This window comes from Streptomyces sp. NPDC007808 (genome assembly GCF_042868655.1).
Classification (GTDB): Bacteria; Actinomycetota; Actinomycetes; order Streptomycetales; family Streptomycetaceae; genus Streptomyces.
On record NZ_JBIAEQ010000007.1, the window covers coordinates 451,950 to 470,922 of the forward strand.

Here is an 18,973-nt window from a genome sequence, read left to right on the forward strand (position 1 = left end):
ATGTCCTTCCCTTACTCGGGCGAAAGCCTGGAGCTGTTCCTCTCCCGCGCCCGGATGATGTCCGCGGCAGCCGTCCCCGCCTACCTGGCCCTGCTGCTCTTCCTCACCAAGGAGGAGGGTTGGCACTGGAGCTTCCTGGTGCTGTGCGTCCTCCCGCCGGCCGCCGCGGTGTCGGGCTTCCTGGGCAAGCGGGACATCCGGCCGGGGCTGGCGGTGGCAGCGCTGGTCATGGCGCTCGCCCCGCTGCCGCTGATCGGCGGGCTTGAGGCGCTGTTCTAGTCCGCGGATCCCGGCGGGCACGAGAGCACCGGCTCGCATGGACCGCACGTCCCGGCGGGCACGAGAGCACCAGCTCGCATGGACCGCGGATCCCGGCGGGCACGAGAGCACCAGCTCGTATGGACCGCGGATCTCGGCGGGCACGAGAGCGCCGGCTCGCACGGCCGGTGGGGCCCGCCCCGGATGAGCCCCGGAGATCGGCCCCTCACCGGCACGTGCGTCCCGGGCCGGTCACGGACGGGCGACGCCGGACAGGTCGTGTGCCGTCACGCTGTTGCGGTCGCCGACCGAGCGGCCCAGGGCGTGGTGGGGCCACAGGCCCGCGGCGACACGGCGGCTGCGTTCGTTCCACTGGCGGGCCGCCGGGGCGTCCGCCTTGTAGTGGTTGAGGGCGTAGCCACCGGAGTGGATCCGCAGCAGCGTGAACCCGCCCGGGTACTCCTTGGCCGCGGCGACCTCCTGCTGGGTGACGTGCGGGGCCCGCGGCAGCACCGTGCGCTTGTTGCGGTGGGTGTGGCCCGCATGGTGCAGGAAGACGCCGGGGGCCTGGGCGTAGGCGTCGAGCACGGTCCGGGCCTGACGGCGCTCGAGGCACTGGCCGCGGGTCACCGGGAAGACCGAGTCCCGCACGGTCAGCGGATGGTGGCCGAACACCACCGTCGGCTGCTCCGGCGCCTCCCTCAGCCGTGCCCGGAACCACGACAGCTGCTCGGGTCCGAGTCCGCCCGCGTCGGCGCCGTTGCCGCTCTTGGCGTAGGTGTCCAGGCCGATGATCCGCAGCCCGCCCAGGTCCCGGGCGAAGTACCCCGGCCCGTCGCCCTCACCCGGGAACGCGGTGTGGAAGGCGTTGTCCCGGGAGCGGTCGTGGTTGCCGCGCACGACGAAGTAGTCCCGCCCGTGCGTGCCGAACCCGTCCAGGATCCGCCGGGCCTCGCCCAGGTCGTGGGCCGCGCCGCCGGCCGAGATGTCGCCCCCGGCCAGCAGCAGGTCCGCCCCGCGCCGCCGGGCCTCCTCGACCAGCGCCCTGCTCATGAGCTCGGGGTACGGCGCCCGCCCCGGCTGCTGCGCCACTCCGCGCAGCAGGGGCAGCCCGCCCACGAGGCCCGCGGTGGTCTCGCCGAGGTGCAGGTCGTTGCAGAGCGCGATCGACAGCAGATGGCGGCCGGGCGGGGGCTGCGGGGTGGTGAAGGAGTACGGTCCGCCGCTCGTGCCCAGCCCGAACGCCGAGGTGCCGACCGCGTTGCCGCGCACCAGGTGCAGCGGGGTCGGCGTCGCGGGCACACCGCGTGAGCGGGCCTGGTAGTAGTACGTCTGCCCTGGTTCCAGGCCGGTGAGTTCGACCTGGTGGTGGGCGGTGCGCAGGCCCTCGGCCGCGACGTGGTGGAGCCGGGAGGGGCGGGTGCCGTAGACGACCTCGCCCTCGGTGATCGCGGGCATCGGGTGGCCGAAGCCGTCGTTGGTGCCGGGGATCCCGGTGTACCAGGTGATGACGGCGCGGTCCTCGGTGAGGGTGACCAGTTCCAGGTTGACGGCGGCCAGGTCGTCGGGGTGGTGGGAGCGCACCCGCTGCACGGCGGCGGTCGCCGACCGCAGCAGGGCGGGGGCGAGACGCGCGCCGGAGCGCAGCATCTCGCAGGGCCCGGGGAAGGCCGACAGGGCCGCGAGGGCCGGGAGGTGGGCGGAGAAACAGCAGCGCATGTCCTCGATGCGGCCCGAATGTGGTTTGGCGAGGGAGGTGGCGGTGGCGGCTGGGCCAGGTCCGGCGCGCGACATCTCCAGGGAACGCGACATCTCCATGGAAGCAGGGCGAAGCCGGTCATCACAGTGAGTGTGCCGAGTCTCACTGATCCCGAGTCGGGGTGTTTGTCCCGCGAGCAAACCGATGGAGGCCGTCCCGGCGTCGCCACTACGCTCGGACCAGCGAAAGTCCACCGAGGGGGGGGCGGGCCATTGACTGCGCTGAGCGAGGGGCCGGACGCGGCGGGGGTCGGCGGCCGGACGCCGCTGGACGCGGACCGGATCAAGCACCTGGAGTTCGTCCAGGCGACGATCACGCGACTGGGCACCAACTCGTTCCTCGTGAAGGGCTGGGCGCTGACCCTGGCCGCCGGCCTGCTCGCGCTGTCCGCCAGCCGGCTGAGCTGGCAGCTCGCGGTCGTCGGCGTGGTGCCGCTGAGCTGCTTCTGGTACCTGGACTGCTTCTTCCTGCGCCAGGAGCGGGCCTTTCGCCGGCTCTACGACGACGCCCGGCGCCCCGACAGCACGGTCGAGGTGCTGTCCATGGACGTGGCGCCGTACCTGTCGCGGATGCCCTGGCCGCAGGTCTGGCTGACCCCGACGTTGCTGCTGTTCTACACGCCGCTGCTGCTCGCCGACCTCGCGCTCGTCGTCATCGCCCTGTGAGTGCGGCCGCCAGCCGGGCGGCGAGCGCGTCCGTCGCCGCGTCGTCCTCGGCGCCGGGACCCGTGCCCTTCGGCGGCCAGATGGGGCCCATCGCGTCCCCGGCCCGGCGCGGCACCAGGTGCACATGGGTGTGGAAGACCGACTGCGAGGCCACTTCGCCCGCCGAGTTGATGACGTTCATGCCCTCGGGTTCGAGCACCGCGCGCAACGCGTCCCCCACCGACAGCACGGCGCGGAACAGGTGCTGAACCTCCTCCGCCTCCATCGCCCACAGGTCCGCCGTATGGACGCGGGGCACGACCAGCGTGTGCCCGCGCGTCGCGGGAGCCAGCGGGAAGAAGGCGAGGGTGTGCGCGTCCTCGTGGATCACGCGCGCCCTGCCGGTGCCGGTGACGATCTCGCAGAAGGGGCACGGCTGTTGACGGGCGTTCATGGGGGCCCTCTCGCTCTAGGGTGTGCGGCGTGGGCGGCATCTTCATCAACTACCGCAGGGGCGATCACGAAGACGTCGTGCGGGAACTGTACGACCGGCTCGAACAGCACTTCGGTACCGACCAGGTCTTCCGGGACATCGCCTCCATCGTGCCGGGGCAGCGCTACCCGGACACCCTGCGGGAGCGGGTGGCGGACTGCGAGGTCCTGCTCGTCGTGGTGCACCGGGGCTGGGCGGACGCGCGGGGCGCCAGGGGCGAGCGACGGCTGGACGACGAGACCGACTGGGTGCGCCGGGAGATCGACCAGGCCCTGCACACCGGCAAGACCGTCATCCCGCTGCTGCTCGACGGTGCCGCCCCGCCGGGGCCGGACCAACTGCCGCCGCCCCTGCGGGACCTGGCCCACCGCAACGCCCAGTTCCTGCGCGCGGCCCACCACGAGGCCGACCTCGCCGAACTGATCGCCGTACTGGAGACGGACGTCTCCCGGACCTGGCGGCCCGTCCCGCCGGCACCGCCCGCGCGCCGGGCGGGCCGGTGGCCGGGCGCGCTCACCGCGGTGCTCGCCGTGGCGGTACTGCTCGCGGCTCCCGCGCTGCCCCAGGACGACGGCTGGGCGGCCGGGAACGGCCTGCCGTGGACGCTCTACGCCACGCTGGGAGGCTGTCTGCTGCTGTGCGCGCCGCCGCTCTCGCTCGCCGTCACCCGCGTCCTGCTCCGCCGCCCCCTGGACGGCTGGGAACGCGACCTGCACGCCGTCAAGCACCGGACGTACATCCGGCAGACCTGGCCGATGGCCGCGGGGCTCGTCCTGGTCGGCGCGTTCGGTGCCCTGCAGCTGTGGGGTGACGGCGGCACGTGGGCGTCCCTGGCCCTGCTCCTGGTGATGTGCCTCGCGGTCGCGCACACGGCCGCCACCCACATCCGTCTCCAGCGGCGCGACGCCGACCTGTGGGCCCGCTGGCCGCAGGGCCTGCCGAACCCGGTGAGCCGGCCCCTGCTGCGCCGGGCGGTCGCACGGCTGGAACTGCGCCTGGCCGCGGCGCGGCCCCCGCTCTCCCGGGAACAGCGCGAGAAGGCCGAGTGGGAGCTGGCGGACATGCGGGCGGCGCTCGCGCGGCTGTCGCAGGAGGCACGGCGTTCCCGGCTGACGTGGCTGCGCCAGGACCACCCCTGGCTCCTCGGCGGCCATGTCGTGGGGCTGGCTTCGATCACGGCCCTCGCGGTGGCGTCCGGGCTCGCGTTCGAGTCGGTGAGGAAGGGCACGCCCCGGGTGCACGGCACGCTGGCGGTCCTGGTCCTGATCGCCGCGGCCCTGGCGCTCACCACGATGGAGATCGGCCTGCGCCACCAGCGCCGGCTGCGCACCGACCTGGTGGCCGAGGTGGGGGAGCGTGTCGCCCTGCTGACCGACCGGGTGGCGGCCCTGAGCGCCCCCGCCCGCACCAAACGGTCCGGACCCGCGCCGCGGCCCGAGGAGTTCGCGGAGCCCGACTAGTCGGCGGCCCTCGACAGGAGCACCCTGGAAGCAGGTCTTCCGGAGGTGATCGTCATGATGCACACCGCAGTGGGATGGCATGTCGAGCTGGAGTTCCAGGAGGACGACCAGCACACGCGGGCGGTCGCGCTGGTGCGTCTGCCCGACGGCACCGAGGTACGGGCCCACGGGCACGCCACCCGGCACCACACCGACTCCAATCAGCCGCGGGTCGGCGAGGAGATCGCCGGGGCCCGCGCACTGAACGAGCTCGCGATGCAGATGCTCACCAAGGCGCACGGCGAGATCGACGCGGCGTCCGGGCGCACCTCGCACCCGATCCACGTCTGATCCAGCCCTCCCTAGGGAGTGCCGAGACAGGCCCGTACCGCCCGTACCAGGCCCTGCGCCCTCGGATCCGCCGTCACCGTCTTGCGGAAGCCGTTCGTCACATAGCCGAACGCGATCCCCGCCTCCGGGTCGGCGAAGCCGAGGGCGCCGCCGCGGCCGGGGTGGCCGAAAGAGCCGGGTCCCAGCAAGGGGGACGCGGTGCCGTGCAGCATGTACCCGAGACCGAAGCGGGTGTTGACCACCAGGACGCGGTCCGGGCCCGCCGACTCCTCGGCCCGCGCCCGTTCCACCGTCGCCGGGTCGAAGAGCCGCACACCGTCGACGTCACCGATCAACGCCGCGTAGAAGCGGGCCAGGCCGTCGGCGGTCGCGATGCCGTTGGTCGCGGGGAGGGCGGCCGCCCGGTAGGCCGGGTCGTTCTGGTCGGGGAAGGGCGTGATCGCGGCGAACGCGCGGCGCGTGAGGGAGTCGGGGTCCGCGTAGGCCTCGGTGACCGAGCGCTTCGGACGCGCCCGCAGCCCCCCGGCCGGCTCGGGCCCCTCGACCCGGCCGGTACGGCCCACCCGGCCCGCCTGCGCGTCCGGCAGCCCCAGCCACAGGTCCGCGCCCAGCGGACCGGCGATCTCGGCCGCGATCCACTCACCGGCCCACCGCCCCGTCACCCGCCGCACCAGCTCGTCCAGCAGCCAGCCGTAGGTCAGCGCGTGATAGCCGTGGGCGGTGCCCGGCTCCCACGCGGGCGTCTGCGCGGCCACCGCCTCGGGGCCGCTGCTCGGGTCCAGGGCCTGTTCGGGGGTGAGCGGGCGGTCGAGCACCGGGAGCCCGGCGCGGTGGTTCAGCACATGCCGTACGAGCAGCCGTTCCTTGCCGTGCTCCTTGAACCGCGGCCAGTACTCGCCCACCGGCGCGTCCAGGTCCAGCTCGCCCCGCTGGTGCAGGAGCAGCGGTACGGCGGCGGCGACGCCCTTGGTCGCCGAGCGCACGACCTGTGCGGTGCCGTGCTGCCAGGGCAGTGTGCCCTCGACGTCCCGCGTGCCGGCCCACAGGTCGACGACCTTGCGTCCGTCCCGGTAGACGGCGACGGCGGCGCCCCGCTCGCCGAGCGCGGCGAAGTTCCGTACGAACGCCTCCCTGACCGGCTCGAAGCCCTCGGCCACTGTGCCGTTCACGTCCACGCCCGTGCTCCCTCTGCTACTGACCGTCTCGCGTTCGATTCGCCTGCGACGGACAGTCCAACATGGGGGTGCTGCCTGCGATTCCGATGTGTGGCCGACGTCTCGCTAGGGTCTGTCGTTTGGATCAGGTCGGCTGGGAGGAACTGCGCCTCTCAGCCCACCCGAGCGGGGTCTGGTGCGTGCAGCTGCAAGGCGGAGGAGGGCGCCGATGCGGAGCATCGGCAACCGACGACAACGCGGCAGATGCGCGTGCCGGACCCCGCGACGCCGGCATGATCCAAACGACAGGCCCTAGCCCAGCACGATCGTGACGTCGATGTTGCCGCGGGTCGCGTTGGAGTACGGGCAGATCTGGTGCGCGGCGTCCACCAGCTTGGCGGCGATGCCCGCGTCCAGCACCGGCAGCGAGACGCTGAGGGCGACCGCGAGGCCGTAGCCGCGGTGCTTGTTGGGGCCGATGCCGACCTTCGCGGCGACCGTGGATCCGGTCAGGTCGTAGCCCTCGCGGTTGCCCACCAGGATCAGCGCGTTGTGGAAGCAGGAGCTGTAGCCGGCGGCGAAGAGCTGCTCCGGGTTGGTGCCGTTGCCGTCGCCGCCCAGCTGCGGCGGCATCGCGACCTTCAGCGCGATCTGGCCGTCCTGACTGGTGACATGACCCTCCCGGCCGCCGTGCGCGGTGGCCTCGGCGACGTACATGATCTTCGTCGGCCGGGTGTCGACGGTGGTGCCCTCGGCGGTCATGGTTGGCCCTCCCCCAGAAAGAACGCGCACAAATACATTGTGCACAAGGTACTGGCCGGTAGGAAGAGTGTGCCCGCCAGGGGGTGGAACCGTGAGCAGTCCGAGGCCGGCAGTCAGCCGGTGCGGCCCGCGGCGGCCTCCGCCCGGTCGGCCAGCCGCAGCAACTCCTCGCGCATCCGGGTGATTTCGGACATACGAAGGTCCGTAGCCGCCAGCAACGCGCCGGACACGCACGCCGCGCGCCCCCGCAGCCGCGTCCCACGCTCCGTCAGGGTGACGAGGACCGACCGCTCGTCCCGCGCCGACCGCTCACGCCGTACCAGGCCCGTCGACTCCAGCCGCTTGAGCAGCGGGGAGACGGTGCCGTAGTCCAGCCGCAGCGCCACCGCCAGCTCCTTGACCGTCGACTCGCCGCGCTCCCACAGCACCAGCAGGGCCAGGTACTGCGGATAGGTCAGCCCCAACTCGTCGAGGAGCGGGCGGTACACCGCCGTCACCGCGCGATGGGCGGCGTACAGCGCGAAACACAGCTGCTCGTCCAGCAGCAGCGAACCCTCGGTCTCCTCGTTCGTCACGCGCCCATTGTCACGGACCGCGGGTCGAAGCCGAAGGGCAGCTCCAGCCGGTGGGCCCGCATCAGCTCGTCGTCCGCCAGCAGCTCGGCCGTCCTCCCGTCCGCGGCGATCACCCCCTCGCTCAGAATCAGCGAGCGCGGGCACAGCTCCAGGGCGTAGGGCAGGTCGTGGGTGACCATGAGGACGGTGACGTCCAACGAGCGCAGGATGTCGGCGAGTTCACGGCGGGAGGCGGGGTCGAGGTTGGAGGAGGGTTCGTCCAGGACGAGGATCTCCGGCTCCATCGCCAGCACGGTCGCCACCGCGACCCGGCGCCGCTGACCGAAGGAGAGGTGGTGCGGCGGCCGGTCCTTGAACTCCGCCATGCCGACCCGCGCCAGCGCCCGGTCGACCCGCTCCTCCAGCTCCGGCCCTTTCAGACCCGCCGCGGCCGGCCCGAAGGCCACGTCCTCACGGACCGTCGGCATGAACAACTGGTCGTCCGGGTCCTGGAAGACGATCCCCACCCGGCGCCGGATCTCGGCCATGTGCTGCCGCCCGACCGGCAGCCCCGCCACCCTCACACTGCCCGTGCCGCCGGTCAGGATGCCGTTGAGATGCAGGACGAGCGTCGTCTTCCCGGCGCCGTTCGGCCCGAGCAGAGCGACCCGCTCGCCGCGCCCGATGCGGAAGTCCACACCGAACAGGGCCTGGTGGCCGTCCGGGTAGGCGAAGGCCAGGCCCGCCACTTCCAGCGACGCAGTCGGTTCCGTCACAGCGACCATCCCAGCAGACAGACGACGAGGGCGGCGAAGGGGAGAGCGAGGGCGTACGACCACTGCGCCCGGGACGCGGTCGCCTCGTCGATCACCGGCATCGAACCGGCGTACCCGCGGCTGACCATGGCCAGATGCACCCGCTCGCCGCGCTCGTAGGAGCGGATGAACAGCGCGCCCGCCGACTTCGCGAGCACGCCCCAGTGCCGTACACCGCGCGCCTCGAAGCCGCGCGACTCCCGGGCGACCCGCATGCGTCGCATCTCGTCGGTGATGACATCGCCGTAGCGGATCATGAAGGAGGCGATCTGCACGAGCAGGGGCGGGAGCTTCAACCGCTGCAGACCGAGGAGCAGTTCGCGCAGCTCGGTGGTGGAGGCGAGGAGCACGGAGGCGGCGACGCCCAGGGTGCCCTTCGCGAGCACGTTCCAGGCGCCCCACAGTCCGCTGACGCTCAGCGGCACGCCCAGCACGTCGACCCGCTCGCCTTCCGCGACGAACGGCATCAGCACCGCGAACGCCACGAACGGAACCTCGATCAGCAGCCGCTTCAGCAGGAACCCGGCGGGCACCCGCGCGGCGCCAGCGACGAGCGCGAGCAGCACGGCGTACAGCCCGAACGCCCACATGGCCTCGCGCGGCGTCGACACCACGACCAGCACGAAGGCGAACACCGCCGCCAGCTTGGTGTGCGGGGGCAGCGCGTGCACCGGCGAATGCCCCGGCCGGTACAGCCTGTGCGCGTGCCCGGCGCCCATGTCAGACCCCGGTGCTCGCGGGCGAGGTGTCGGCCGACTCGTCCGTACGACGCCGGCGCACCGCCCAGAAGACGCCGGTGCCCGCCACGACCGTGGCGCCGACGCCGATCACACCGGCGAGGCCGCCGGACAGACGGGTGTTGTCGATGCCCTTGACGCCGTAGTCGGCGAGCAGGGAGTCGGCGCCCGTGTGCTCCTCGGCGGAGTCGGCGAAGCCCTTGTCCTCGGCGACCTTCTCCAGCCCGTCGGGGCTCGCGGAGGCGTAGAAGCTGACGAACCCGGCGAGGACGAGCGAGGTGGCCAGGCCGCCGATCCACACCGTGCGGCGGGAGGCCCGGGCCGGGACCGGCCGCTCGGCCTCGGGCGCGGGGGCGTCGACCAGTTCGTCACCCACCCGCAGCTTGAGCGGCTGCCGCAGGTCGCGGGCGCCGTACACGAGGTCCGGCCGCACCGCGACCACGGCACCGACGGTCAGCGCGGTGATCGCGGCCTCGCCGATGCCGATCAGCAGGTGGACGCCGCCCATGGCGGTGGCGACCTTGCCGATCGAGACGTCGGTGGTGCCGCCGATCCAGAACAGGAACGTGAACGCGAGGGCCGCGGCCGGCACCGACACCAGCGCCGCGACGAACGAGGCGGCGGTGATCGAGCGCCGGGTCCTGGGCAGGACCTTCACCAGGCCGCGGAAGACGGCGTAGGCGACGACGACGCCGACGACCGCCATGTTGGTGATGTTCACGCCGAGCGCGGTGAGGCCCCCGTCCGCGAAGAGGATGGCCTGCATGAGCAGGACGACGGAGATGCACAGCGCGCCGGTGTACGGGCCGACGAGGATCGCGGCCAGCGCACCGCCCAGCAGGTGTCCGCTGGTGCCGGCCGCCACCGGGAAGTTCAGCATCTGCACGGCGAAGATGAACGCCGCCACCAGGCCGGCCAGCGGCGCGGTCCGCTCGTCGAGCTCACGGCGGGCGCCGCGCAGGCTCACGGCGACGGCGGCAGCGGCGACCACTCCGGTCGCGACCGAGGTCGGGGCGTCTATGAATCCGTCAGGTACGTGCACCGTTCGATGATAGTGGCTTGATGCGAACGGCTTGCAAGAGCGAGTCCTTGTCTATCGCGGCCGTCCGGCGCACGGATGAGATACCCAGGGCTCCAGGGAGCGCTTTCCGGAAGATATGCGACATTGGAGAGGGAACGGATGCACGGATTTCGCAGAGGTCACCCAGCGTGAGAGGGCCGTCCGATGTCTGTAGTCGAGCAGTACGCGCGAGCCCATATCGTCACGGACGCGGACATCCTGGCCGATGAACAGGACGCGGTGCCGGTGATCCTGCGCTACGACCCCGATACCGACCCGCGTTCGGTGCGGATCCGGCTGCCCGGACGCGAAGCCCATGAGTACACGTTCTCCCGTTCCCTGCTGGAACAGGGGCTGCGGGCCCCGGCGGGCAGCGGTGAGATACGCGTCTGGCCGTGCGGGCGGGTGCAGGCCGTGGTGGAGTTCCACTCCGAGCAGGGGGTGTCCGTGGTGCAGTTCGAGTCGAAGGCGCTGATGAGGTTCCTGCGGCGGACCTATCTGGCCGCCGCTCCCGTGGCCCGCTGAGTTTCAGCCACCCAGCTTGAGCAGCGCCGCCACGATCGGGCCCGCCGTCTCCCCGCCGTGGCCGGCCGCCTGGACCACACCCGCCGCGGCCAGGTCTCCCCGGTAGGCGGTGAACCAGCCGTTCGGCTTCTTCTGTCCGTCGACCTCCGCCGAGCCGGTCTTCGCGCCGACGTCACCGCTGACCCCGGCCATCGCCTCGGCCGCCGTTCCGTAGGCCGCCGTGTAGGCCATGAGCCCGCGCAGCTGGGAGAGCGTGGACGCCGACATCGTGCGCGCGGCCGTTGCCAGCCGCCGGCCGTCGACCTCCGGGGAGACCAGGTACGGCTGCTTGAACGTGCCCGACTTGACGGTCGCCGAGACCGACGCCATGTTCAGCGGGTTCATCCGCACTCCGCCCTGGCCGATGAGCGAGGCCGCCATCTGGGCCTGGGACTGGACGGGGACGGAGCCGTCGAAGGTGGGAACGCCGACGGACCAGTTGTTCAGCGAGAGACCGAAGACCTGCTGGGCCTGCTTGGTCAGGCTGTCGTCGTCCAGCTCGGGCGCCTGGCTGATGAAGGCCGTGTTGCAGGAGCGGGCGAAGCTCGCCTTGAACGTGCCGCCCTTGATCTCGAACTTGTCGTCGTTCTGGAACTTCCAGTGGCCGTACGTGAAGTACTTCGGGCAGGGGCGCTGCTTGTCCGCCGTCGCCAGGCCCTTCTCGATCAGCAGCGACGAGGTGACGACCTTCATCGTGGAGCCGGGGGCGAGGGAGCCCTGGAAGGCCGTGTTGAAGCCGTGCGAGGAGTTGGCGGCGGCCAGGATCTCGCCGGTCGACGGGCGCAGCACGACCACCGACGCCTTCGGCTTCGCGGCGACCTGCTTCTCCGCGGCGGCCTGCAGCGTCGGGCTCAGCGTCGTCTTCACCGTGCCCGGTGTGCCCTTGCTCAGCTCCAGCAGCGTCTTGTCGGACAGCTCGTCCTTCTTGGACGCCTCCCCGCGGACCACCTGGAGTTCCACACCCGCCTTGCCGCCGGCCTTCTTGCCGTACTTCTCGCGCAGCCCGTCCAGGACCGAGCCCAGCGACGGGTACTCCTTCTCGGTCAGCTCGCCGCCGTCCCGGTCGAGCGCCTTGACGGGCGGGGTGCCGGACTCGCCGGTGACGAGCCGGTCGCCGTCCCTCAGGTCGGGGTGGACGATCGCGGAGCGCCATGCGACGAGCGGCCTGCCGTCCTCGGCCCGGCGGGCGACGGTCAGCGAACTGTCGTAGGCCACCGGCTTGCTGGTGCCCTTGTACGACACCGTCCCCTTCACCGAGAAGGAGACCTTGTCGCCGGTGCGGGCGCCCGCGGTGAGGGTGACGTCCTTGATGTGGGCGTCCTTGGAATAGGCCGCCAGCAGGGCCTTCGCGGCGGCGGTGTCGTCCGTGGCGGCGGCCGCCTCGGTCACCTTGCCCTTCTGCCAGGCGGTGAGGAAGGTCTCGGCCGCCGTGGTGACCTCCTCGGCCGACAACGGGCCGGTCTTCACGTCCTCGGCCTCGTCGTCGGCGGACGAGGAGGCCGACGTACGGCTGTCGGCCACTGCTCCGCCGCCGTACAGGGCGTAGACACCGAACCCGGCGCCGCCGACGACCACGGCGATCATCCCGCCGAGCACGGCGGGGTTGGTCTTCCGTCGCTCGGCGACGCGCCTTCTGTTGCCCACTGCTTTCCGTTCCCTCGCGAAATCCCAGGGGTCCCCGCCGCCCCGTTGCCCTCACGCATAACGACGACGACCACCCTAGAGTCCCGTGGCGCCGGGGATGACTTCAGCCGGACGCTCGTAGCACGGCTGCGACAATCGGCCCCGCCGCGTCGCCGCCGTGGCCGCCCTGCTCGGACATGGCCGCGGCCGCCACATCGTTGCGGAAGCCGGTGAACCAGCTGTCCGAGGTGGCCTTGCCGTCGACCTCGGCGGAACCGGTCTTGGCGCCGATGTCACCGCTCAGCCCGGCCATGACGCGCACGGCGGTGCCCTGCGGGGACGTCGCCGTCAGCCGCATCATCTGCTTCAGCTGCGCGGCGGTGCTCGACCGCAGCCCCTGGGCGGTGGCGAGCTGCCGGTCGTCCAGCTCGGGCGGGACGAGATACGGCTGCCGGAACCGGCCGGTGATCGCGGTGGCCGTCACCGACGCCATGTTCAGCGGGTTCATCTGCACCTGGCCCTGCCCGATGGCGCCGGCCGCGCGGTCCGGTCCGCCGGCGGCGGGGACACTGCCGTCGAAGGAGGTGATGCCGGTCTTCCAGTCGTCCCCGCGCAGCCCGAAGCGCTCCTCGGCCTCGGCGGTCAGGGACGCGTCCGTGAGCGGCCTCTCGTCGATGAGCTTGATGAAGGCGGTGTTGCACGAGCGCATGAAGGCGTTCGCCAGGGTGGCGTTCGCGCTCTCGTCGGGCTGAAGACCGGTGAGGTTCTCGAAGGTCTGGCTCTGCCAGGTGGCGGTCGGCGGGCAGGGGGCCGGCCCGTTCATCGACGTCACGCCGTTGTCGATGAGCATCGCCGCCGTGATGATCTTCATCGTGGAGCCGGGGGCGACACGGCCCTCGAAGGCCGCGTTGAAGGCGTCCTCGCGGTGGTTCGCCACCGCCAGCACCTCTCCGGTGCTCGGCTTGACGGCCACCACCGAGGACTCGGGGTGCTGCTTCACCGCGCTCTCGGCGGCTGCCTGCACACGCGCGCTGAGGGTGGTCTCCAGCTTGCCGGGTCTGCCCTTGGCAAGGGTCAGCAGCGAGGTGTCCGGCGACTCGTCGGCGTGCCGTATCGCCAGCTCGACGCCGCCCTCGCCGCCCGCCTTGTCGCCGTAGCGGTCGCGCAGGGTGTCGAGGATCGGGCCGAGCGAGGGGTACTTCTCCTTCGTCAGCACGGTGCCGTCACGGTCGACGGCCTCGATCGGCGGGCTCGCGGCCTTGCCGGTGACGAGGGTGTCGTTCTTCTTCAGCCGCGGATGGATCACGTCCGGCTGCCAGTCGACGAGCGGCCGTCCGGTGGTGAGACCGCGCACGACGGTGAGGCTGCTCTTGTACGTCAGCGGCTTGGACTTCCCGTCGTAGGACACCTTCGCCTTCACCGTGAAGGGCACGGCGCCGCCCTTCGCCGCACCCGGCGTGATCTTCACACCGGTGATGTGGGCGTCCTCGCCGTACGCCGTCAGCAGCGGCTCGGCGGCCGCGTCGTTGTTCGTGTACGACGCCGCCCGCGCCGCCTGCCCCTTCTCCCAGGCCGCGAAGAACTCGGTCGTCGTCTCCTCGACCTCCTCCGCGCTCGGCGGCCCCGACCGCGCCGGCGCGGGCTCCCCGCCCGCCCCCGTCGCCCCGCCGCCGTCCAGCGCGGACATGATGTTGTACGCGCCGTATCCGGCGCCCCCCACCATCACGGCGAACACCCCGCCTATGACAGCGGCCTTGACCCCCTTGGCCATGGTCCCCTCCCCGTTCGTCCTCCGCACTGTATGTGGCGCAAGGGGCGGTCGGGAGGAATGTTTTTTGTCACGCGGTTCTTGAAGTGGCTGCCTTCCGCCCCCTGGAACGGGGGCGTTCCGTCACATCCGGGGGCCGGCCCCGTGCCGCCGCAGGGGCGGCCGGTCGAGAACCTCGACGTAGACGATCCGGTGGTCCACGACGTCCAGGCACAGCATGCCCTGCGACGGCAGCAGCGGTACGCAGCGATGACCGGCGCCGTACGGCCGGCCCCGCGGGTGCGGCGCGGTCAGGAAGCTCTGGCAGAAGTCGTCGGCGCAGTCGCACTCGCCGACCAGGCGAAGGTCCCGGGCGCAGACGGCCAGCTCCCGCTCTCCCTCGCTCTCCAGGAGATCGACCAACTCCGCGACCAGCTCGGGGTACACCTCGCGAACGAGGGGATGGTCCTGTTGCATCAGCGGAGGGTAACCGCAGCGGGGGCGCCGGCGGTCCTCATTTTCGGGCCGCCGGCCTCGGGGCACGCCCGTCCCGCTACACCCAGGTGTCCAGCCACATCCGCGCCCGCCAGTCGTCGATCGGGATCGCCGTACCGGTGTAGATCGGCCAGAAGTAGATGAAGTTCCAGGCGATCAGCAGCACCAGCACGCCCGCCCCCGTCGCCCCGGCCACGCGGCGGGTGTCGCCGGTGCGGGGCGGGCCGATGATCGCGCCGAGGAGCATGGCCACGGCGAGGCACAGGAAGGGCAGGAAGACGATGGCGTAGAAGAAGAAGATCGTGCGCTCCTGGTAGAGGAACCAGGGGAGGTAGCCGGCCGCGACACCGCAGGCGATGGCGCCGGCCCGCCAGTCGCGGCGGAACAGCCAGCGCCACAGGACGTAGAGGATGGCGAAGGCGGCCACCCACCACAGCAGCGGCGTGCCGATCGCCAGCACCTCGCGCGCACACTTCTCGCCCGCGTCGACGGGGCAGCCGTCCCTGCCGGGCAGCGGGGACTCGTAGAAGTACGACACGGGGCGGCCGTCGACGATCCAGCTCCACGGGTTGGACTGGTAGGTGTGCGGGGACGACAGCCCGACGTGGAAGTCGTACACCTGGTTCTCGTAGTGCCACAGGCTGAGCCACCAGTCGGGGAATAGCCAGGACCAGTCGCTGCTGCGGCCGTCGGCGCTCGCCCAGTTGCGGTAGTAGCCGCCGGTGCCGTCCGTGGGGGAGAGGATCCAGCCGGTCCAGGACGCGATGTAGGTGACGACCGCCACCGGCACGGTCGCCAGGAAGGCGAGGCCCAGGTCGCGCTTGACCACGGCCCTGTACGGGTGCGCGGCACCGGCCACCCTGCGGGCGCCGACGTCCCACAACACCGTCATCAGGCCGAACGCGGCCAGGAAGTACAGGCCGTTCCACTTGGTGCCGATGGCCAGGCCCAGCATCAGGCCGGCCAGCCACCGGTAGGGGCGCGGGCCCAGGCGCAGGGTCTCGGCGATGTGCGCGTCCGGGCGGAACCGGCCGTCGGCGTCGGCCGGCAGCGCGGCGGCGAGCTTCGCCCGCGTCCGGTCCCGGTCGAGGACGAGACAGCCGAACGCCGCCAGCACGAAGAACATCAGCACCCCGTCGAGCAGCGAGGTGCGCGCCATCACGAAGGCCAGCCCGTCCACCGCCATCAGCGCGCCCGCGAGGCAGCCGAGGAAGGTCGAGCGGAAGATGCGGCGGCCGATCCGGCACAGCATCAGCACGGCCAGGGTGCCCAGCAGCGCCGTCATGAACCGCCAGCCGAACGGGTTGAACCCGAACATCAGCTCGCCCAGCCCGATGACGTACTTGCCGACGGGCGGATGCACGACGTACGCCGCGTCCGTCGGGATCTGGACCTGGTCGCCCAGCCTCAGGACCGCGTCGTTGGCGTTCTTGTCCCAGCTGACCTCGAAGCCGCGGTGGACGAGCGCCCAGGCGTCCTTGGCGTAATACGTCTCATCGAATATCACCGCCTTCGGGCTGCCCAGGTTCCAAAAGCGCAGCACCCCCGCCAGCAGCGTCACCAGAAGCGGGCCGCCCCATGCCGACCAGCGGGCGATCCGCTCCGCGAGCGGGCCCGGGACGCCGAGGAACTGCCACATCCGCGGGCTGGGCTGGACGTACGGCGGTACGAGCCGGTCGCGTACGTCGCTTCTGGGCCCCGCCGTGTAGCCGAATCGGCGCAGCCGCTGCTGCCACGACGGCCGCTGCTCGTGCGGTGCCTGGCCCTGCCGGGTGTCCATGGAGGACGCGGTACTGGTCACCGCGCCATCGTAGGGAACCGTTCTGTGGGAGTCCCGTGCATGTGCGGTAAGGGGGCGGAACCGTTCGCCCCCGGCGGTGGTTGTGCTCGGGCTCCGCGGTCCCCGCGACGAGCGGTCCCTGCGAGGATGGGGGCGTGACTGGAACCCTCGTACTGGCAGGCACCCCCATCGGCGACATCGCGGACGCGCCGCCCCGGCTCGCCGAGGAGCTGGCCGGCGCCGACGTCGTCGCGGCGGAGGACACCCGGCGGCTGCGGCGGCTGACCCAGGGGCTGGGGGTGACGCCCAAGGGGCGTGTCGTGTCGTACTTCGAGGGCAATGAGGCCGCCCGTACCCCCGAACTGGTGGAGGAACTGCTCGGCGGGGCGCGCGTGTTGCTGGTCACGGACGCCGGGATGCCCTCGGTGTCGGATCCCGGGTACCGGCTGGTGGCGGCGGCGGTCGAGCAGGACATCCGGGTCACCGCCGTGCCGGGGCCGTCCGCGGTGCTGACCGCGCTCGCCCTGTCGGGTCTGCCGGTCGACCGGTTCTGCTTCGAGGGGTTCCTGCCGCGCAAGGCGGGTGAGCGGCTGTCCCGGCTCCGGGAGGTCGCCGAGGAGCGGCGCACACTCGTCTACTTCGAGGCTCCGCACCGGCTGGTCGACACCCTCGCCGCGATGGCCGAGGTGTTCGGCGGTGACCGGCGCGCCGCCGTGTGCCGTGAGCTGACCAAGACGTACGAGGAGGTCAGGCGCGGTGGGCTCGGGGAGCTCGCGGCCTGGGCGGCCGAGGGGGTCCGCGGGGAGATCACCGTCGTGGTCGAGGGCGCGCCGGCGAAGGGGGCCGAGGAGGTCGACGCCGCGGAACTCGTGCGCCGGGTGCGGGTGCGCGAGGAGGCGGGGGAACGCCGCAAGGAGGCCATCGCGGCGGTGGCCGCGGCAGCCGGCGTACCGAAGCGCGAGGTCTTCGACGCGGTCGTGGCAGCGAAGAACGCGGGCGGGTGACGGGGGCTCGGTACGGATGTCCGAGGGGGGCGGGCGGGGCGGGGCCTCGACGGAACAGGCGTCCTCGATCGGGGAGGGGCGCAGTGGCCGTCTGAGCAGGGCGTATCTCTGCTGAGCGGGCGCCCCATGGCCGGGTAAAGCACCCGGGCTGTTGCGGCAAGGAACGTTCAAAGGGCCCCAAACACTCGACAGGATCCGTGCGTTCGCCCCGGCCGAGGGGTCCACTGGTCGAAGGGACGCAACCCGTCCCACCAGCGGACCACAGGAGCTGGCATGAGCGAGATCGCACAGCAGACCACGGGCCTTCGCAGCGCCGCGACCGCCGTCGTCCACGAGTCGTATTCCTTCGCCTGCATGCGATGCGGGCACGGCTGGGAGCAGTCGTACGAGATAGAGCACCACATCGACGGTGACGGCCACGAGTTCGTGATGTACGTCGCGGACGGGCAGGTCGTCCCGTCGCCGCTGAGCAGGCCCACGTGCCAGAACTGCGACGGCCACGTCGTCCGGATCATGCGTGCCGGGAAGGTGTCCTCCGCGCAGAACTCCCTGCATCGGCCCCGCTCGGTCCCCCGGCAGTCGGGCCCCGGGCAGCCGGAAGCGGCGGCCGGGGAGCAGTCGCAGCACCACTGGCACCTGTCCGATCTCCTGCACGTCTTCCACCGCAGGGCGAGCTGAGCGCGGCGACCGGCCGGGCTTCGGCCCCCGGACCGAGCGCCGTACGGTGAGGCATGCCCCTTTCGTAGGATCGGGGCATGCCTTCGAACGCCTCCGACAAGCACGCGGCCCCACCCCTCCCGGAGCCCCTCCGGGTGCCGGTCGCCGACTCCCACACCCACCTCGACATGCAGTCCGGCACGGTGGAGGAGGGCCTGGCGAAGGCGGCGTCGGTCGGCGTGACGACCGTCGTCCAGGTCGGCTGCGACGTACGCGGCTCGCAGTGGGCGGCCGAGACGGCGGCGGCGTACGACGCCGTGCACGCGACCGTCGCCCTCCACCCGAACGAGGCGCCGCGCATCGTGCACGGAGACCCGGACGGCTGGTCCCGGCAGGGCGCGCGCGAACCAGGGGGCACGCGGGCGCTCGACGAGGCGCTCGCGGAGATCGACCGCCTCGCCGCACTCCCTCAGGTGAAGGGCGTCGGCGAGACCGGCCTCGACTACTTCCGCACCGGACCCGAGGGCAAGGAGGCGCAGGAGACGTCCTTCCGTGCCCACATCGAGATCGCCAAGCGCCACGGCAAGGCCCTCGTCATCCACGACCGTGACGCCCACGCGGACGTGCTGCGCGTCCTGAAGGAGGAGGGCGCTCCCGAGCGGACGGTGTTCCACTGCTACTCGGGCGACGCCGAGATGGCCGAGGTGTGCGCCGCCGCCGGCTACTTCATGTCCTTCGCCGGCAACGTCACCTTCAAGAACGCCCAGAACCTGCGGGACGCGGTGGCGGTGGCCCCGCTGGAGCTGCTCCTCGTGGAGACCGACGCGCCCTTCCTCACTCCGGCGCCGTACCGCGGACGGCCCAACGCGCCGTATCTCATTCCGATCACGGTGCGCGCCATGGCCGCCGTACGGGGCATCGAGGAGGACGCGCTGGCGGCGGCCCTCGGCTCGAACACGGCACGCGCCTTCGGCTACTGACCGAGCACCGCCCGATCACGCTCGCGCGGGCCCGCCGACACCCCGTCTACTACGCTGCGTAGTCGAGTCGCTTTGGAGAGTAACGGGCCCTCCGCTA

20 protein-coding genes are annotated in these 18,973 nt (G+C 72.1%); 8 read left to right on the top strand and 12 right to left on the bottom strand.

From position 1 onward, the window contains the following. Window positions 1–279, top strand: a complete 279-nt coding sequence (locus ACFYNL_RS27605; RefSeq protein ID WP_388807745.1) for a hypothetical protein — start codon at window positions 1–3, stop codon at window positions 277–279. Between the two features lie 231 nt (window positions 280–510). Here the strand turns inward: ACFYNL_RS27605 and ACFYNL_RS27610 are convergent, their stop codons facing one another. Further along, on the bottom strand, window positions 511–1,977 hold the full coding sequence (locus ACFYNL_RS27610) for a metallophosphoesterase (RefSeq protein ID WP_388807982.1): 1,467 nt from the start codon (window positions 1,975–1,977) through the stop codon (window positions 511–513). 252 nt (window positions 1,978–2,229) lie between these two features. On the opposite strand from ACFYNL_RS27610, the gene ACFYNL_RS27615 reads away from it, so the two are divergent. Then, on the top strand, window positions 2,230–2,682 hold the full coding sequence (locus ACFYNL_RS27615; RefSeq protein WP_388807747.1) for a hypothetical protein: 453 nt from the start codon (window positions 2,230–2,232) through the stop codon (window positions 2,680–2,682). Here ACFYNL_RS27615 and ACFYNL_RS27620 read toward each other — a convergent pair. Further along, window positions 2,669–3,115, bottom strand: a complete 447-nt coding sequence (locus tag ACFYNL_RS27620; RefSeq protein ID WP_388807749.1) for an HIT family protein — start codon at window positions 3,113–3,115, stop codon at window positions 2,669–2,671. The two genes, ACFYNL_RS27615 and ACFYNL_RS27620, sit on opposite strands and share 14 nt — an antisense overlap. A 29-nt stretch (window positions 3,116–3,144) precedes the next feature. On the opposite strand from ACFYNL_RS27620, the gene ACFYNL_RS27625 reads away from it, so the two are divergent. Both ACFYNL_RS27625 and ACFYNL_RS27630 read left to right on the top strand, forming a co-directional pair. Beyond that, window positions 3,145–4,614, top strand: coding sequence for a TIR domain-containing protein (locus ACFYNL_RS27625; protein WP_388807750.1), 1,470 nt, complete (start codon window positions 3,145–3,147; stop codon window positions 4,612–4,614). 54 nt (window positions 4,615–4,668) lie between these two features. Beyond that, window positions 4,669–4,944: a DUF1876 domain-containing protein gene (locus ACFYNL_RS27630; protein ID WP_388807751.1), complete on the top strand. Its 276-nt coding sequence runs from the start codon at window positions 4,669–4,671 to the stop codon at window positions 4,942–4,944. Between the two features lie 11 nt (window positions 4,945–4,955). On the opposite strand, the gene ACFYNL_RS27635 is transcribed toward ACFYNL_RS27630, so the two are convergent. From ACFYNL_RS27635 to ACFYNL_RS27660, 6 genes are all read right to left on the bottom strand, one after another. Next, complete coding sequence (locus tag ACFYNL_RS27635) at window positions 4,956–6,119, bottom strand: serine hydrolase domain-containing protein (RefSeq protein WP_388807752.1); 1,164 nt, start codon at window positions 6,117–6,119, stop codon at window positions 4,956–4,958. A 291-nt stretch (window positions 6,120–6,410) separates the two neighbouring features. Beyond that, complete coding sequence (locus ACFYNL_RS27640; RefSeq protein ID WP_388807754.1) at window positions 6,411–6,860, bottom strand: organic hydroperoxide resistance protein; 450 nt, start codon at window positions 6,858–6,860, stop codon at window positions 6,411–6,413. A 113-nt stretch (window positions 6,861–6,973) separates the two neighbouring features. After that, complete coding sequence (locus ACFYNL_RS27645; RefSeq protein WP_388807756.1) at window positions 6,974–7,435, bottom strand: MarR family winged helix-turn-helix transcriptional regulator; 462 nt, start codon at window positions 7,433–7,435, stop codon at window positions 6,974–6,976. Then, window positions 7,432–8,199, bottom strand: a complete 768-nt coding sequence (locus ACFYNL_RS27650) for an energy-coupling factor ABC transporter ATP-binding protein (RefSeq protein ID WP_388807757.1) — start codon at window positions 8,197–8,199, stop codon at window positions 7,432–7,434. Before ACFYNL_RS27650 ends, ACFYNL_RS27645 begins: the two co-directional genes overlap by 4 nt. Beyond that, window positions 8,187–8,948 carry a cobalt ECF transporter T component CbiQ gene (gene cbiQ, locus ACFYNL_RS27655; protein ID WP_388807758.1) on the bottom strand — a complete coding sequence of 254 codons (762 nt, stop codon included), beginning with the start codon at window positions 8,946–8,948 and terminating at the stop codon, window positions 8,187–8,189. The genes ACFYNL_RS27650 and cbiQ overlap by 13 nt, the downstream gene beginning before the upstream one ends. Before the next feature lies 1 nt (window position 8,949). After that, window positions 8,950–10,008: an energy-coupling factor ABC transporter permease gene (locus ACFYNL_RS27660; protein WP_388807759.1), complete on the bottom strand. Its 1,059-nt coding sequence runs from the start codon at window positions 10,006–10,008 to the stop codon at window positions 8,950–8,952. Window positions 10,009–10,191: 183 nt separating this feature from the next. On the opposite strand from ACFYNL_RS27660, the gene ACFYNL_RS27665 reads away from it, so the two are divergent. Next, on the top strand, window positions 10,192–10,551 hold the full coding sequence (locus tag ACFYNL_RS27665) for an SsgA family sporulation/cell division regulator (protein WP_388807760.1): 360 nt from the start codon (window positions 10,192–10,194) through the stop codon (window positions 10,549–10,551). 3 nt (window positions 10,552–10,554) lie between these two features. Here the strand turns inward: ACFYNL_RS27665 and ACFYNL_RS27670 are convergent, their stop codons facing one another. The 4 genes from ACFYNL_RS27670 to ACFYNL_RS27685 form a co-directional block, all read right to left on the bottom strand. Further along, window positions 10,555–12,234 (bottom strand): penicillin-binding transpeptidase domain-containing protein, encoded by a 1,680-nt coding sequence (locus ACFYNL_RS27670; RefSeq protein WP_388807761.1) that lies wholly within the window; start codon window positions 12,232–12,234, stop codon window positions 10,555–10,557. 103 nt (window positions 12,235–12,337) lie between these two features. Continuing rightward, the gene (locus ACFYNL_RS27675) at window positions 12,338–13,984 is read right to left on the bottom strand and encodes a penicillin-binding transpeptidase domain-containing protein (RefSeq protein WP_388807762.1); all 1,647 of its coding nucleotides are present in this window, start codon (window positions 13,982–13,984) and stop codon (window positions 12,338–12,340) included. A 120-nt stretch (window positions 13,985–14,104) separates the two neighbouring features. Further along, complete coding sequence (locus tag ACFYNL_RS27680) at window positions 14,105–14,437, bottom strand: hypothetical protein (protein ID WP_388807763.1); 333 nt, start codon at window positions 14,435–14,437, stop codon at window positions 14,105–14,107. A gap of 76 nt (window positions 14,438–14,513) precedes the next feature. Then, on the bottom strand, window positions 14,514–16,256 hold the full coding sequence (locus ACFYNL_RS27685) for a dolichyl-phosphate-mannose--protein mannosyltransferase (protein ID WP_388807764.1): 1,743 nt from the start codon (window positions 16,254–16,256) through the stop codon (window positions 14,514–14,516). Between the two features lie 134 nt (window positions 16,257–16,390). On the opposite strand from ACFYNL_RS27685, the gene rsmI reads away from it, so the two are divergent. The 3 genes from rsmI (at window position 16,391) to ACFYNL_RS27700 (ending at window position 18,876) form a co-directional block, all read left to right on the top strand. After that, window positions 16,391–17,239, top strand: coding sequence for a 16S rRNA (cytidine(1402)-2'-O)-methyltransferase (gene rsmI, locus ACFYNL_RS27690; protein ID WP_388807766.1), 849 nt, complete (start codon window positions 16,391–16,393; stop codon window positions 17,237–17,239). Between the two features lie 273 nt (window positions 17,240–17,512). Further along, window positions 17,513–17,917, top strand: coding sequence for a hypothetical protein (locus ACFYNL_RS27695; protein ID WP_388807767.1), 405 nt, complete (start codon window positions 17,513–17,515; stop codon window positions 17,915–17,917). A 77-nt stretch (window positions 17,918–17,994) separates the two neighbouring features. After that, the gene (locus tag ACFYNL_RS27700) at window positions 17,995–18,876 is read left to right on the top strand and encodes a TatD family hydrolase (protein ID WP_388807768.1); all 882 of its coding nucleotides are present in this window, start codon (window positions 17,995–17,997) and stop codon (window positions 18,874–18,876) included. The last annotated feature ends 97 nt before the right edge of the window (window positions 18,877–18,973 follow it).

What these genes read in the sequence shown, in the direction of transcription:
- ACFYNL_RS27605 (WP_388807745.1), top strand. Translation starts at nt 1, where the DNA reads ATGTCCTTCCCTTACTCGGGCGAAAGCCTGGAGCTGTTCCTCTCCCGC.
- ACFYNL_RS27610 (WP_388807982.1), bottom strand. Translation starts at nt 1,977, where the DNA reads ATGCGCTGCTGTTTCTCCGCCCACCTCCCGGCCCTCGCGGCCCTGTCG.
- ACFYNL_RS27620 (WP_388807749.1), bottom strand. Translation starts at nt 3,115, where the DNA reads ATGAACGCCCGTCAACAGCCGTGCCCCTTCTGCGAGATCGTCACCGGC.
- ACFYNL_RS27630 (WP_388807751.1), top strand. Translation starts at nt 4,669, where the DNA reads ATGATGCACACCGCAGTGGGATGGCATGTCGAGCTGGAGTTCCAGGAG.
- ACFYNL_RS27640 (WP_388807754.1), bottom strand. Translation starts at nt 6,860, where the DNA reads ATGACCGCCGAGGGCACCACCGTCGACACCCGGCCGACGAAGATCATG.
- ACFYNL_RS27650 (WP_388807757.1), bottom strand. Translation starts at nt 8,199, where the DNA reads ATGGTCGCTGTGACGGAACCGACTGCGTCGCTGGAAGTGGCGGGCCTG.
- cbiQ (WP_388807758.1), bottom strand. Translation starts at nt 8,948, where the DNA reads ATGGGCGCCGGGCACGCGCACAGGCTGTACCGGCCGGGGCATTCGCCG.
- ACFYNL_RS27665 (WP_388807760.1), top strand. Translation starts at nt 10,192, where the DNA reads ATGTCTGTAGTCGAGCAGTACGCGCGAGCCCATATCGTCACGGACGCG.
- ACFYNL_RS27675 (WP_388807762.1), bottom strand. Translation starts at nt 13,984, where the DNA reads ATGGCCAAGGGGGTCAAGGCCGCTGTCATAGGCGGGGTGTTCGCCGTG.
- ACFYNL_RS27680 (WP_388807763.1), bottom strand. Translation starts at nt 14,437, where the DNA reads ATGCAACAGGACCATCCCCTCGTTCGCGAGGTGTACCCCGAGCTGGTC.
- ACFYNL_RS27695 (WP_388807767.1), top strand. Translation starts at nt 17,513, where the DNA reads ATGAGCGAGATCGCACAGCAGACCACGGGCCTTCGCAGCGCCGCGACC.
- ACFYNL_RS27700 (WP_388807768.1), top strand. Translation starts at nt 17,995, where the DNA reads ATGCCTTCGAACGCCTCCGACAAGCACGCGGCCCCACCCCTCCCGGAG.